This window comes from Methylobacterium sp. J-092, from assembly GCF_022829325.1.
Classification (GTDB): domain Bacteria; phylum Pseudomonadota; class Alphaproteobacteria; order Rhizobiales; family Beijerinckiaceae; genus Methylobacterium.
The window spans coordinates 14,800-28,689 of record NZ_JAKSXU010000144.1; the positions used below are offsets into that span (position 1 = coordinate 14,800).

16 protein-coding genes are annotated in these 13,890 nt (G+C 71.4%); all 16 read left to right on the plus strand.

The features are described from left to right. The first annotated feature begins 91 nt into the window (after positions 1–91). The 16 genes from MKK60_RS18000 (at position 92) to MKK60_RS18075 (ending at position 13,873) form a co-directional block, all read left to right on the plus strand. Positions 92–1,054: a type II secretion system F family protein gene (locus tag MKK60_RS18000; protein WP_147842125.1), complete on the plus strand. Its 963-nt coding sequence runs from the start codon at positions 92–94 to the stop codon at positions 1,052–1,054. A gap of 274 nt (positions 1,055–1,328) precedes the next feature. Beyond that, positions 1,329–1,655, plus strand: a complete 327-nt coding sequence (gene rplU / locus MKK60_RS18005; protein WP_147726603.1) for a 50S ribosomal protein L21 — start codon at positions 1,329–1,331, stop codon at positions 1,653–1,655. A 62-nt stretch (positions 1,656–1,717) separates the two neighbouring features. After that, positions 1,718–1,984, plus strand: a complete 267-nt coding sequence (rpmA, locus tag MKK60_RS18010; RefSeq protein ID WP_147726605.1) for a 50S ribosomal protein L27 — start codon at positions 1,718–1,720, stop codon at positions 1,982–1,984. Positions 1,985–2,182: 198 nt separating this feature from the next. Continuing rightward, entirely contained in the window at positions 2,183–2,782 is a 600-nt protein-coding gene (locus MKK60_RS18015) for a GNAT family N-acetyltransferase (RefSeq protein ID WP_243987938.1), read from the plus strand. A 207-nt stretch (positions 2,783–2,989) separates the two neighbouring features. Then, the gene (gene obgE, locus MKK60_RS18020) at positions 2,990–4,018 is read left to right on the plus strand and encodes a GTPase ObgE (RefSeq protein WP_243988118.1); all 1,029 of its coding nucleotides are present in this window, start codon (positions 2,990–2,992) and stop codon (positions 4,016–4,018) included. Positions 4,019–4,078: 60 nt separating this feature from the next. Next, on the plus strand, positions 4,079–4,351 hold the full coding sequence (locus MKK60_RS18025; protein WP_147842123.1) for a type II toxin-antitoxin system VapB family antitoxin: 273 nt from the start codon (positions 4,079–4,081) through the stop codon (positions 4,349–4,351). Continuing rightward, positions 4,348–4,752 (plus strand): type II toxin-antitoxin system VapC family toxin, encoded by a 405-nt coding sequence (locus MKK60_RS18030; protein ID WP_243987940.1) that lies wholly within the window; start codon positions 4,348–4,350, stop codon positions 4,750–4,752. The genes MKK60_RS18025 and MKK60_RS18030 overlap by 4 nt, the downstream gene beginning before the upstream one ends. Next, positions 4,749–5,864 carry a glutamate 5-kinase gene (proB, locus tag MKK60_RS18035; protein ID WP_243987947.1) on the plus strand — a complete coding sequence of 372 codons (1,116 nt, stop codon included), beginning with the start codon at positions 4,749–4,751 and terminating at the stop codon, positions 5,862–5,864. Before MKK60_RS18030 ends, proB begins: the two co-directional genes overlap by 4 nt. A 150-nt stretch (positions 5,865–6,014) precedes the next feature. Continuing rightward, a complete protein-coding gene (locus MKK60_RS18040) occupies positions 6,015–7,313 on the plus strand; it encodes a glutamate-5-semialdehyde dehydrogenase (RefSeq protein WP_147726613.1) in 1,299 nt (432 codons plus the stop codon). Between the two features lie 33 nt (positions 7,314–7,346). Continuing rightward, positions 7,347–7,964 carry a nicotinate-nucleotide adenylyltransferase gene (locus MKK60_RS18045; protein ID WP_279604140.1) on the plus strand — a complete coding sequence of 206 codons (618 nt, stop codon included), beginning with the start codon at positions 7,347–7,349 and terminating at the stop codon, positions 7,962–7,964. Positions 7,965–8,122: 158 nt separating this feature from the next. Further along, on the plus strand, positions 8,123–8,443 hold the full coding sequence (gene rsfS / locus MKK60_RS18050) for a ribosome silencing factor (protein ID WP_313898961.1): 321 nt from the start codon (positions 8,123–8,125) through the stop codon (positions 8,441–8,443). An 11-nt stretch (positions 8,444–8,454) separates the two neighbouring features. Next, positions 8,455–8,952 (plus strand): 23S rRNA (pseudouridine(1915)-N(3))-methyltransferase RlmH, encoded by a 498-nt coding sequence (rlmH, locus tag MKK60_RS18055; protein ID WP_243987949.1) that lies wholly within the window; start codon positions 8,455–8,457, stop codon positions 8,950–8,952. 67 nt (positions 8,953–9,019) lie between these two features. Next, positions 9,020–10,366 carry a murein hydrolase activator EnvC family protein gene (locus MKK60_RS18060; protein ID WP_243987952.1) on the plus strand — a complete coding sequence of 449 codons (1,347 nt, stop codon included), beginning with the start codon at positions 9,020–9,022 and terminating at the stop codon, positions 10,364–10,366. Then, complete coding sequence (locus tag MKK60_RS18065) at positions 10,366–11,688, plus strand: S41 family peptidase (RefSeq protein ID WP_147729525.1); 1,323 nt, start codon at positions 10,366–10,368, stop codon at positions 11,686–11,688. Before MKK60_RS18060 ends, MKK60_RS18065 begins: the two co-directional genes overlap by 1 nt. 299 nt (positions 11,689–11,987) lie before the next feature. After that, on the plus strand, positions 11,988–13,235 hold the full coding sequence (locus MKK60_RS18070; RefSeq protein WP_243987954.1) for a divergent polysaccharide deacetylase family protein: 1,248 nt from the start codon (positions 11,988–11,990) through the stop codon (positions 13,233–13,235). Between the two features lie 86 nt (positions 13,236–13,321). Next, entirely contained in the window at positions 13,322–13,873 is a 552-nt protein-coding gene (locus MKK60_RS18075) for an RNA pyrophosphohydrolase (RefSeq protein WP_243937550.1), read from the plus strand. Positions 13,874–13,890: the final 17 nt, after the last annotated feature.

Consider the following 13,890-nt stretch of genomic DNA (forward strand, 5'->3'; position numbering starts at 1 on the left):
CCGTCCGGCAGCCCGGATCGCGCCGCGCCGGGCTCGATCACGTCCGGTCGTCACCCGAAGCCCGACGGCCCTTTCGCGGAAGCCCATCGCCATGATCGACCTCATCGCCGATAAGGTCTTCGACCCGCGCACCATGGGCATCGCGTTGACCGCGGTCGCCGTGGCGGCGACGGCCTTCGCCGTGGCGCAGCCGTTCCTCGAGAGCGACAACCTCGGCAAGCGGATGAAGCTCGTCAGCGACGAGCGCGAGATCATCCGGCGGCGGGAACGCGAGCGCCTCAACACCAAGGCGACGCTGCGGATCGAGCCCAAGGCCTACATGAAGCAGGTCGTCGAGCGGTTCGACCTGCGCCGCTGGCTCGGCACCGACACGGCCAAGCGCAAGCTCCTGATGGCCGGCTATCGCGGCCAGCAATCCGAGACCACGTTCCTGTTCTTCCGCCTGGTCATGCCGATCTCGGCGACGCTGGGCTCGCTGTTCTACCTGTTCGTGCTGGAGGCCCTGGACCAGCCCTACCTGATGCGCCTCGGCATCGTCATCGCCTGCGCCTACGGAGGCATCAAAGCGCCGGAACTTTACCTCGTCAACAAGTCGAACAAGCGCAAGGCCGAGATCAAGCTCGCCTGGCCCGATGCCCTCGACCTGACGCTGATCTGCGTCGAATCGGGCATGGCGATCGAGCACGCCTTCCGGAAGGTCAGCACCGAGATCGCCGCCACCTCGGTGGTGCTGGCGGAGGAACTCGCCCTGATGACCGCCGAGATGTCGTTCCTGCCCGATCGCCGCCAGGCCTACGAGAACCTCGCGATGCGCGTCGGCCTCGAGCCGGTGAAGGCCGTCGTCACGGCGCTGATCCAGGCCGAGCGCTACGGCACCCCGATCGGCCAGGCGCTGCGCGTGCTCGCGCAGGAGAGCCGCGACCAGCGCATGAACGAGGCCGAGAAGAAAGCGGCCTCGCTGCCGCCGAAGCTGACCGTGCCGATGATCCTGTTCTTCCTGCCGGTGCTGTTCGTGGTGATCATCAGCCCGGCGATCATCCAGGCGATGCGCTGACGCCCGAGGGGCGCCGCTCCCGCCCGGCGTCGGCCACCTCGGCTCGGAAGCGCTCGCGGCGCGCGCTCTTCGAGGCCGATGCGGGCAAGCATTCGCCCCCGCAAATCCTTGACAGATCGCGTGCCGATCCCCTATCCACCGGGCACAACGCGCGGCTTCCTCGCAGAAGGCCGTGCGTTTCGCGTTGCGGCGGCCCTTCGGGCGGATCGCGACGAATGCATAAGAAGTCGGTCCAGGGCGCGTCCCGGAGGCCGTTCGAACCACGAGAGAGACGATGTTCGCAGTCATCAAGACGGGCGGCAAGCAATATCGCGTTGCCGAGAACGACACCATCACGATCGCCAGCCTCGAAGGCGACGAAGGCTCCGCCGTGACCTTCGGCGAGGTCCTGCTGTTCACCGACGGCGACGCGACCCAGGTCGGCGCGCCGCTCCTGTCGGGCTTCAGCGTCACCGGCGAGATCGTCTCCCACGGTCGCGACAAGAAGGTCATCGCCTTCAAGAAGCGCCGCCGGCAGAACTCGCGGCGCAAGCGCGGCCACCGCCAGCACCACACGGTCGTGCGCATCACCGGCCTCTCGGCCGGTTCGAAGAGCGCGTAAGGGCGACCCCGCCCCCACGCGATCCGCACGTTCCGATCCCACGTCATTCGAAAGACTGAACCATGGCACACAAAAAAGCAGGCGGCTCGTCCCGCAACGGCCGCGACTCGGCCGGCCAGCGCCTCGGCGTGAAGAAGTTCGGCTCGGAAGCCGTGATTCCGGGCAACATCATCGTGCGCCAGCGCGGCACCAAGTGGCACCCCGGCACCAATGTCGGCATGGGCAAGGATCACACCCTGTTCGCGCTGACCGAGGGTCGCGTGGAGTTCCAGACCAAGCGCGGCCGCGCCTTCGTGGCGGTGGTGCCGCTCGCGCAAGCGGCAGAGTAGACGGCGGGCGCCTCGAACAGGCGAAGCAGGCCCCGCCGGTGTCCCACACCGAACCGGCGGATCTGTTTCTCGCATCCTGGCCACGAGGCCGGGGGGTCGAACGGAAGACGCGGGGGAGGATGGGGCGCCATCCTCCCTTTCGTCGTCTCAGCGCAACGGTCCTCCGCTACGGAGGATCGCGGCGGAGGAGCCCGAACGATGTTCCCCGATCTGACCCGCGACGACGTCTTCCGGATCGAGACCCGCAGCCTGTGGCTGCGCTGGCCGCGCGCCAAGGACGTGGACGCGATCGTGCGGCGCGCGGGCGATCGGTCGGTTGCCGAGATGACGGCGCGGATCCGCCACCCGATCGACCGGATGGAGACCGAGACCTTCGTGCTCGAGGCGCGGCGCTGCAACGCCGCCGGCGAGGGCCTGGCGATGGCGGTCTCGCTCCGGTCCGACCCGGACGGCCTCGTCGGGTTCGTCGGCATCCGCGCCGACGCGGCGACGGAGGGGGCCCGCCTCGGCTACTGGCTCGGCCGGCCCTTCTGGGGCCGCGGCCTCGCCACCGAGGCCGCCGAGGCGATGGTGCACGCCTACTTCGCCTATGCCGGCGGCTCGGTGCTGTCGGCGGATGCGCGGGTGGAGAACCCGGCGTCGCGCCGGGTGCTGGAGAAGGTCGGCTTCGTCCGCACGGGAACGGCGACGGATTATGTCCCCGTCCGCGGCTGCGACCTGACATCCGATCGCTTCCGGCTCGACCGCGCCGCGTGGTCGGCCCGGTTCGGGGTCTCCGGCTGCGACCGGGCAGCCTGACGAAGCGATCGGCCCGGCGCCCTTGACGTCGCCGGACGGATCGATCGGAATCGATCCCTCGCCGTCTCGGCCCAAGGCCGAAGCGACGGGGTTCGCGGCGGAGCTGCGCAGCGTGCGCGACGCCGATGGACGGGGCCGCATCGCCGCGGCGTGAACGAGACGGGGCGGGCCGGTGGCCCGCGCCCCGACATGAAGACGAGCGACACCGTGAAATTCCTCGACGAAGCCAAAGTCTATGTCCGTTCCGGCGACGGGGGCGCGGGATGCGTCGCGTTCCGGCGCGAGAAGTTCATCGAGTTCGGCGGCCCCAACGGCGGCGACGGCGGGCGCGGCGGCGACGTCTGGGTCGAGTGCGTCGAGGGCCTGAACACGCTGATCGACTATCGCTACCAGCAGCACTTCAAGGCGCGGAAGGGCGAGCACGGCATGGGCTCGAACCGCCACGGCGCCAACGGCGCCGACGTGGTGCTGAAGGTGCCGGCCGGAACCCAGATCCTGGCGGTCGACGGCGAGCACCTGATCGCCGACATGACCCAGGTCGGCCAGCGGGTCCGGCTCGCCAAGGGCGGCAACGGCGGCTTCGGCAACGCCTACTTCACCACCTCGACCAACCGCGCCCCGAAGCACGCCAATCCGGGTCTGGAAGGCACCGAGCAGTGGATCTGGCTGCGCCTCAAGCTCATCGCGGATGCCGGCCTCGTCGGGCTGCCGAACGCCGGCAAGTCGACCTTCCTGGCCACCGTGACCTCGGCCAAGCCGAAGATCGCCGACTATCCCTTCACCACCCTGCATCCGGGGCTCGGCGTCGTGCGCTCGGATGCCCGCGAGTTCGTGCTCGCCGACATCCCCGGGCTGATCGAGGGCGCACACGAGGGCGTCGGCCTCGGCGACCGGTTCCTGGCCCATGTCGAGCGCTGCCGGGTGCTGCTGCACCTCGTCGACGCCACCTGCGAGCATGCCGGCAAGGCCTACAAGATGGTCCGGCACGAGCTGGAGGCCTACGGCGAGGACCTCGCCGGCAAGCCTGAGATCGTGGCGCTCTCCAAGGCCGACACGATCGACGCCGACACCCTGAAGGAGCAGGTTGCCCGCTTGAAGCGCGCCGCCAAGCGCAAGCCGCTCGTCCTGTCCTCGGCCTCGGGCCAGGGCGTGCCGGAGGCGCTGCGTGCGCTCCAGGGCGAGATGGATGCCGCCGCCGAGGCCGAGCGGGTGCCCGAGGCGGCCTGGCAGCCGTGATGACGGGGGTGATCGGGTCGGTTAGCATCGCCCGAGGTTGTTGAACCTGTGGAGGTTTCGATGACGGAAGCGCTGATCGTCATGAACGACGAAGCCTTCGCTCTTGCCCATGAACTCGCGGAGCGCGCCGGCACCACGGTCGACGAGGCGGTGGTCACGGCGTTGCGAGAGCTCGACCGCCGCGTCGCGACGGTCAACGATGACCTGACACCGACGCAACGTGCCGAACGGGACGTGATCCGAGCGCTGGTCCGTGAGGCGCGGGCACATCGCATCGCGAACGTCCCCACCGATCATGACTATCTCTACGACGAGTACGGCCTGCCGGTATGATCGCGCTCGACACCTCGGCGATCGTCGCGATTGCGATGGAAGAGCCTGAAGGCGAGCGTTTCGACACGCTGGTCGCCAAGAATCGGGCGATCATCGGAACCCCGACGTTGCTCGAGGCCAGGATCGTGCTGGGCTCGCTGATGCCGGGTTTTGCCGAGGATTTTTTGGAGGTCCTGATCCTGCGGACCACGGTGCAGCCGGTCGCCTTCACGCTCCAGATGTACCGCATGGCATCCGATGCCTTCCAGCGCTTCGGGAAGGGACAAGGGCATCCGGCGCGGTTGAACTTCGGCGACTGCCAATCCTATGCCGTCTCCAAAGCCCACGATGCGCCCCTCCTGTTCAAGGGTGACGACTTCGTCCAAACCGACCTCGTCCCAGCTTACGTCCCGGCGTCATGACCCCCTCCCTCGATCAATTCCGCCGCGTCGTCATCAAGGTCGGCTCGGCCCTGCTGGTGGACCGCGCCCGCGGCCGGCTGCGGCACGCCTGGCTCGCGGCGCTCGCCGAGGACATCGCCGACCTGCATGCCCGCGGGGTCGACGTGCTGGTGGTGTCCTCGGGCAGCATCGCGCTCGGGCGCACCGTGCTCGGCTTCGCGCCGGGGGGCCTGCGGCTAGAGGAGAGCCAGGGCGCGGCCTCGGTCGGGCAGATCGCGCTGGCGCGGCACTGGGCCGAGGCGCTGGGCCACCACGGCATCGTCGCCGGGCAGATCCTGGTGACGCCGCAGGACACCGAGGAGCGCCGCCGCTACCTCAACGCGCGAGCGACCGTGCTCAAGCTCTTGGAGATGCGCGCGGTTCCGGTGGTCAACGAGAACGACACGGTGGCGACCTCCGAGATCCGCTACGGCGACAACGACCGGCTCGCGGCCCGCGTCGCCACGATGATTGGGGCCGACGTGCTGGTGTTGTTCTCCGACATCGACGGCCTCTACACCGCCCCCCCGAGCGCCGACCCGGACGCGCGCCACCTGGCCGTGGTCGAGCGGATCACGCCCGAGATCGAGGCGATGGCCGGCGGTCCCGCCTCGGAGCTGTCGCGGGGCGGCATGCGGACCAAGGTCGAGGCCGCCAAGATCGCGGTGTCGGGCGGGACCCACATGATCATCGCCGACGGCCGCGAGAAGAACCCGCTTCGCGCCGTCGTCGCGGGCGGCCGCTGCACCTGGTTCCTGTCCGGTTCCACGCCCACCGCAGCGCGGAAAACCTGGATCGCCGGGTCGCTCGAGCCGCGCGGCACCCTGGTGATCGACGACGGCGCGGCGCGCGCGCTCGACGGTGGGGCGAGCCTGCTGCCGGTCGGCGTCTGCGGCGTCGAGGGCAGCTTCGGCCGGGGCGACGCGGTGCTGATCCGCGACCGCGCCGGGCGGGTGCTGGGCCGCGGCCTCGTCGGCTACGACAGCACGGAGGCGGCGCTGATCCAGGGGCGCCCGAGCACGCAGATCGCTGACCTCCTCACCTATCCGGGACGCGCCTGGATGGTGCATCGCGACGACTTGGCGATGTTCTAGAACCGGTCGCGCCGCGTCCATGACTGGATACGAGCGCTTTCGAAACGTTCCGATCTTTGCCGCGGCGCTTGTTTCGTGCTGCCCGAGGATGCAGATAAGTCGCAGCTTCGTAGGCGGCTCGGGGAAGGCCGCCGACCTGGGATGATGCCCGTGCCAGTCCTGAACATGCGATCCGGCTTCGCGTCGGCCGACGACCTCGCCGAGCAGATGAACGGCATCGGCCGGCGCGCCCGCGCCGCCGGCCGCAAGCTGGCGCTGGCCTCGGCCGAGACCAAGGACGTGGCGTTGCGGGCCATCGCCGAGCGCCTGCGCGCCGACCGCGCCGTCATCCTGCGCGAGAACGCCCGCGATGTCGCCGCCGCGAAGGCCGCCGGGCAGAGCCAGGCGCTGATCGACCGGCTGACCCTCGACGAGGGCCGCCTCGCGGCGATCGCCGACGCGGTCGAGAAGATCGGCGCGCTGGCCGACCCCGTCGGGCGCCAGGTCGCGGCCTTCGAGCGCCCGAACGGCCTGCTGATCGAGCGCATCGCCGTGCCGCTCGGCGTCGTCGGCGTGATCTTCGAGAGCCGCCCGAACGTCACCGCCGATGCCGGCGCGCTCTGCCTCAAGGCCGGCAACGCGGCGATCCTGCGCGCCGGCTCGGACAGCCACCGCAGCGCCATGGCCATCGCCGAGGCGATGCGCGCCGGGCTCGAGGCCACCGGCCTGCCCGCGGACGCAATCCAGATCGTGCCGACGAAGGACCGCGCCGCGGTCGGCGCGATGCTCGCCGGCCTCGACGGCTGCATCGACGTGATCGTGCCCCGCGGCGGGCGCGGCCTGGTCGAGCGCGTCCACGCCGAGGCGCGGGTCCCGGTCTTCGCCCACCTCGACGGCATCTGCCACGTCTACGTCGCGGCCGCCGCCGACCTCGGCATGGCCCGGACCATCCTGCTCAACAGCAAGATGCGGCGCACCGGCATCTGCGGCGCCACCGAGACGCTGCTGGTCGACCGCGCCTGCGCCGGCACCCATCTCGCCCCCCTCGTCGCCGCCCTGCTCGACGCCGGCTGCGCGGTGCGCGGCGACGCCGACGTGCAGGCGGTGGACGGTCGCGTCACGGCGGCGACCGAGGCCGACTGGCGCACCGAGTACCTCGACGCGATCATCTCGGTCCGCGTCGTCGACGGGCTCGAGGCGGCGATCGAGCACATCGAGACCTACGGCTCGCACCACACCGACGCGATCGTCACCGAGGACGGCGACGAGGCCGTCCGCTTCCTCGCCGAGGTCGATTCCGCGATCGTGGTGCACAACGCCTCGACCCAGTTCGCCGATGGCGGCGAGTTCGGCTTCGGCGCCGAGATCGGCATCGCCACCGGCCGCATGCATGCCCGCGGCCCGGTCGGCGTGGAGCAGCTCACCACCTTCAAGTACCGGGTCCACGGCAGCGGCCAGACGCGCCCGTGAGCGGCGCGGTCTCGCCTGCCGTGATCCGCGCCGTTGCGTGAGGGCGCGCTGCCGCCCGCGTCGCCGGGGATGCGGATCGGCCTGTACGGTGGCTCGTTCAACCCGGCGCATGCCGGCCACCTGCATGTCGGCACCATGGCGCTGCGCCGCCTGCGCCTCGACCGGGTGTGGTGGCTGGTCACGCCCGGAAACCCGCTGAAGCGCGGGCGGCCGATCGCGCCGCTCTTCGAGCGCTGCGCGCAGGCCGCCGCGGTGGCGAAGGGCGATCCGCGGATCGCGGTGACCGGGTTCGAGGCGGCGATCGGCGCCCGCTTCACCCGCGACACCCTGCACTGGCTGGTGCGGCGGCGGCCGGGCATCCGCTTCGTCTGGATCATGGGGGCCGATTCGCTGGCGAGCTTCCATCGCTGGAAGGGCTCGGCCGAGATCATGGGCCTGATGCCGGTCGCGGTGATCGACCGCCCCGGCCACACCCTCAGCGCGCCGGGCGCGCGGGCCGCCCGACGGTTCTCCGCCGCCCGCATCCCGGAATCGGACGCCTCCGCCCTGCCGGGCATGGCGCCCCCGGCCTGGGTGTTCCTGCACGGCCCGCGCTCGCATCTCTCCTCGACGCAGATCCGCGATGCGCGGAGCGGCACCGGGGAACCTTGAATTACCGCCCGGAACCGGCCAAAGTCGTCGGTTCAACGCAGGCGCGCGTCGCCACTGCCGATATCCGAGGAATCAGGACGCTGTCCGAGTCGCTCCACACGGGAACCCAGGGTTCCGAGACCGCCGCCCTGGCCAGGGTCGAAGACCTGAGGACGCTCGTGCTCGGGTGCCTCGACGAGATGAAGGCCGAGGAGACGATCGCCATCGATCTCGCCGGCAAGACCTCGATCGCCGACACGATGATCATCGCCTCCGGACGGTCGCAGCGTCACGTCGGCTCGATCGCCGACCACATCACGCAGGAGATGAAGGCCAAGTCCTTCGGCACCGCCCGCGTCGAGGGCATGCCGGCCTGCGACTGGGTGCTGATCGATGCCGGCGACATCCTCGTCCACATCTTCAGGCCCGAGGTGCGCGGCTTCTACAACCTCGAGAAGATGTGGGGCTCCGACCGCCCCTCGGGCGTCTCCGCCGACTGAACGCCGACCCGTTGCGCCTCCTCGTCGCCGCGATCGGGCGCCTCAAGAACGGGCCCGAGCGGGACCTGACCGCGCGCTACCGCGAGCGTGCGGCCCAGCTCGGTCGCGGCCTCGGCTTCCCCGCCTGCGACATCGCCGAGATGGTCGAGAGCCGTGCGCGGCGCGCCCCCGACCGCTGCGCCGAGGAGGCGTCCGGGCTGCTCGCCCAGGTGCCGGCCGGCGGCGTCCTCGTCGCCTACGACGAGCGCGGCCGCGCCGACCTGCCGAGCGAGCGCGTCGCCGAGCGCATCCGCGACTGGCGCGATGCCGGGCGCCCGGCCCTGGTGGTCGCCATCGGCGGGGCCGACGGGCTCGATGCCACCGTCCGGGCCCGGGCCGACCTCACCCTGTCCTTCGGTGCCGCGACGCTGCCTCACGGCATCGTGCGCGTGCTGGCGCTCGAGCAGCTCTACCGCGCCCTCACGATCCTGGCGGGCCACCCGTATCATCGCGGCGATCCCGACGGGTGAATGCCTCGCGTGCGCCGCAATGCTGGATGAGACCTGCGCTGATGAACGGAGCCGGCAAACGCACGCCATGACGCTGGTCCTCACGAGGCTGGTCGCCACGGGCGTCCTCGCCGCAGCCCTCGCCGCCCTGCCCGCGGCCCGTCCGCGGGCCCAGGACGCGGCGGCGCCCGTCACCGAGGCCGAGCGCATCCAGCGCGCCATCGACGAGCGCGACCGCCGCGCGGACAACCTCAAGCGGGTGCAGGATGCGCTCGCCGCGAGCGTGGGCGCCAAGGCGCAGTTCGAGTCCGAGATCGCCAGCATCGGCGGCGACCGGGCCAAGCTCGACGCGGCGCTCCTCGATGCCGGCCGGCAGTCCCAGGCCACCGAGGACCGGATGAGCCGCCTGGAGGAGCGCCTCAAGACGCTGTCGGGCAGCGAGGCCGCCATCCGCCGCTCGCTCGAGGCCCGCCGCGGGGTGATCGCCGAGATCCTGGCGGCGCTCCAGCGCATGGGCCGGCGCCCGCCGCCGGCGGTGCTGGTCAACCCGGAAGACGTTCTGGCGGTGATCCGCACCTCGATGCTGCTCGGGGCGATCGTGCCCGAGATGCGCGGCGAGGTGGACACGCTGGCCGCCGACCTCGCCGAGCTCGTGCGCCTGCGCGGCCTCATCGCCGCCGACCGGCAGGGCCTGCAGAACGACATCGCCGGCTGGGCGCGCGAGCAGCAGCGCCTCGCGGCCCTCGTCGCCGCGCGGAGGACCCGGCAGGCGGAGGTCGAGACCGGGCTCGCCGCCGAGCGGACCCGTGCCGCCGACCTCGCCAAGGAGGCCCGGAGCCTGAAGGACCTCCTCGACCGCATCGAGGGCGAGGTCGCCACCGCCAAGCGCTCCGCCGACGAGGCCAAGGCGGCCGAGCAGCGCGAGGCGAAGGCGACGCAGGAGCGTTTCGCCGCAGCCGGCATCCGCGACCCCGCTAAGCTCGCCCCGAAGGTGAAGTTCGTCGACGCCCGGGGGGACGTGCCGCGCCCGGTCAGCGGCCGCCTGCTGCGCGGCTTCAACCAGCCCGACGGCAACGGCGGGATGACGCGCGGCATTTCGCTCGCCACCCGCGCGAAGGCCGTGGTGTCCTCTCCCGCCGACGGCTGGGTGCAGTTCGCCGGGCCGTTCCGGTCGTACGGACGACTCTTGATCATCAACGCCGGCGATGGCTACTATCTTCTGCTGGCTGGGATGGACCAGATCTCGGTCGAGGTCGGCCAATTCGTGCTCGCGGGCGAGCCGGTCGGTAACATGGGCGAGGGAAGTGCGGTCCAGCCGGTGATGAGCGGCGACGGCAGCGATCCGATCCTGTACGTGGAATTCAAGAAGGACGGCGGCTCCATCGATCCGGAGCCTTGGTGGGCGAAAAGCCCCAGCGAGAAGGTTCGCGGATAATGCGCAAGACGTCCCTCATCATGCTCGGCGCGTTCCTGGGAGCAGGCACGTCGATGGTCGCGACGCAGACCGACTTCCTGTCGGGTCCGCGCGCCGTGGCGGCCTCCGCCGAGACCTACCGCCAGCTCAGCCTGTTCGGCGACGTGTTCGAGAAGGTCCGCACCGATTACGTCGAGAAGCCCGACGAGGCGAAGATGATCGAGGCGGCCGTCAACGGCATGCTGACCTCGCTCGACCCGCATTCGAGCTACATGGACGCCAAGGCGTTCCGCGACATGCAGACCACGACCCGCGGCGAGTTCGGCGGGCTCGGCATCGAGGTCACGATGGAGGACGGCCTGATCAAGGTCGTGACCCCGATCGACGACACCCCGGCCTCGAAGGCGGGGCTGCTCTCGAACGACATCATCACCCAGATCGACGACGACCAGGTCCAGGGCCTGACCCTGAACCAGGCGGTCGACAAGATGCGCGGCCCGGTGAACTCGCCGGTGAAGCTCAAGATCACCCGCAAGGAGGCCAAGGACCCGATCGAGGTCACGCTCAACCGCGACGTGATCAAGATCAAGCCCGTGCGCTCGCGCGTCGAGGGGGCCGACATCGGCTACATCCGCCTGACGCAGTTCAACGAGCAGACCTACGACGGCCTCAAGGCTGCCGTGGACAAGCTCTCGACCGACATCGGGCAGGACAAGATCAAGGGCTACGTGATCGACCTGCGCAACAACCCGGGCGGCCTGCTCGACCAGGCGGTGATGGTCTCCGACGCGTTCCTCGACCGCGGCGAGATCGTCTCGACCCGCGGCCGCAACCCGGACGAGACCCAGCGCTTCTCGGCCAAGGCCGGCGACATCACCAAGGGCAAGCCGGTGGTGGTGCTCGTCAACGGCGGCGCGGCCTCGGCCTCCGAGATCGTCGCCGGCGCCCTGCAGGATCACAAGCGCGCGACCATCCTCGGCACGCGCTCGTTCGGCAAGGGCTCGGTGCAGTCGATCATCCCGCTCGGCGGCTCGGGCGCGCTGCGCCTCACCACGGCGCGCTACTACACGCCGTCCGGCCGCTCGATCCAGGCCAAGGGCATCGAGCCCGACGTCGAGGTGCTGCAGGAGGTCCCGGACGAGCTCAAGGGCAAGGACGAGACCAAGGGCGAGGCCGGCCTGAAGGGCCACCTCAAGCAGAAGGACGTCGAGGAGCGCGGCGGCTCGTCGGCCTACGTCCCGCCGGATCCCGCCAAGGACAAGCAGCTCACCGCCGCCGTCGACTTCCTGCACGGCATCCAGAAGGGCGCCGCGAACGCCCAGAAGCCGACGATGCCGAACTGATCCCGTCCGGGATCGACGACACGGCGAGAACCCCGTCCGGCGCGTGCCGGGCGGGGTTCTTCGCATGGCGCCCGTGCGCGCGTTGCGAGCCGTTTCGAGCGCGGCGGATGCCGGCTCGCGTGACGAGAGCGCGACCACACAACGAGAGCGAGCTTGTTCCGTGATCCGGTGATCACGGAACAGGCTCTAGGACCGAAGGCCGCTCTTACGAAAAATTAACCATGGCGGCCGGCAATGACGGCGGGGCTGCCTTGCCGCGACCGGCGATTCTCCGGCGGCCCCGCCAGTTCCGAGGGCCAGTGACCGACTCGTCCGACGATATCCTGACGCGTCCCCTCGGGGTCGACGTCCCCGCCCCCGGCCCGAAGGCCGCGCTGGCACGCCTGCGCGCGCGCCTCGCGACCCTCGGCCGGTCTCCACGCGCCGTCGCGGCCGGTCTCGGCGGCCTCGGCGTGGCGGTGCTCGGCCTCGTGCTCCTGCTCGGCGACCCGAAGGCGGGCGAGCCGCGGGTCCAGGTCGCCATCGCTGTCCGCGAGACGATGCCCGCCGCCGGGCGTCCCCCGTCGCCGGAGGCCGCCGCCGCGAACGAGCCGGCGCCGGCATCGAAGCTCCAGAGCAGCGCCGTCGAGGTCGAGTCGGCCTCCGGCGTCACCGTGGTGCGGGCCGGCGGGTCGGCCGCGCCGGCCGAGGCGGTGGTGATCCGCGTGCCCCAGGCCGACGCGCCCAAGCTCGCGCCCGCCCCCGACCCGCGCCTGACCGAGCGTGGCCGCCACGGCGTCCTGCCCAAGCTCGGCGACGGCCGCATCCGCCCGCTCGACGTCTACGCACGCTCCGAGGAGCCCGGCAGCGGGCCGCGCATCGCGATCCTGCTCACCGGCCTCGGCGTCGGCCAGGCCGCCACCGCGAGCGCGATCGTCAAGCTGCCGCCCGCCGTCAGCCTCGCCTTCTCCCCCTACGGCGCCGATGCCGAGCGCAGCGCGGCGCGGGCCCGCGCCTTCGGCCACGAGATCCTGCTCCAAGCGCCGATGGAGCCGTTCGACTACCCCGACAGCGATCCCGGCCCGCAGGGCCTGCTCACCGCCGCCAAGGGATCCGAGAACGCCGACCGCCTCGCCTGGGTGATGAGCCGGTTCTCGGGCTATGTCGGCGTCACGAACTTCATGGGAGCCAAGTTCATGGCCGACGCGGTCGCGTTCGAGCCGGTCCTGCGCGACATCGCCACCCGCGGGCTCGGCTTCCTCGACGACGGCACCAACGCGCGCGGCGTGCCCGCGGACCTGCTCGGCAAGACCAAGGTGCCGGCGGCCCGCGCCGAGATCGTCCTCGACGCGGTGCCGCGCCCGGAGGCGATCGATCGCGAGCTCGCCCGGCTCGAAGCGCAGGCCCGCGCCAACGGATTCGCCCTCGCTTCGGGCAGCGCCCAGCCGATGACGATCGAGCGGATCGCGCGCTGGAGCCGCGAGCTCGAGGGCCGCGGCATCCGCCTCGTGCCGGCGAGCGTGGCGCTCCGCGGCGCGAAGGCGGTGCGGGTGACGAAGGCGGACTGAGCCCGGCGGCTGCCGCGATCGGGCGCTGCCGATATCGTGTTTCCCGACGTTGCCGCGCCGGTTGGCCCTCCCTATGGTCGCGGCCGATGAAGAGCGACACCGAATCCCGCGATCCGGGCGAGAGCCTGCCCTATCGCCCCTGCGTCGGGGTCACCCTGATCAACCGCGCCGGGCTCGTCTTCGTCGGTCGCCGCAAGCCGGAGGCCGGCCCCGAGCACGTCGCGGGCGACCTCGCCTGGCAGATGCCGCAGGGCGGGATCGACGACGGCGAGGCGCCGCAGGCCGCAGCCCTGCGCGAGCTTCACGAGGAGACCAACGTCGGCGCGGCCTCGGTCCGGCTGCTCGCCGAGGCGCCGGATTGGCTGTCCTACGATTTGCCGCCCGATGTGCGAAAGCAGGCCTGGCGCGGCCGCTACCGCGGTCAGACGCAGCGCTGGTTCGCCTTCGGGTTCCTCGGGGACGACGACGCGATCGACGTCGAGCGTCCCGGCGGCGGTGCCCACAAGGCCGAGTTCGACGCGTGGCGCTGGGTGCCGTTCGCGGAGCTGCCGGGGCTGATCGTGCCGTTCAAGCGGCCGGTCTACGAGGGCGTCGTCGCGGCCTTCGCGCCGCTGCACGCGTGGTCGGTCGGCGCGTGAGCGCGGCGGCCGGGCGA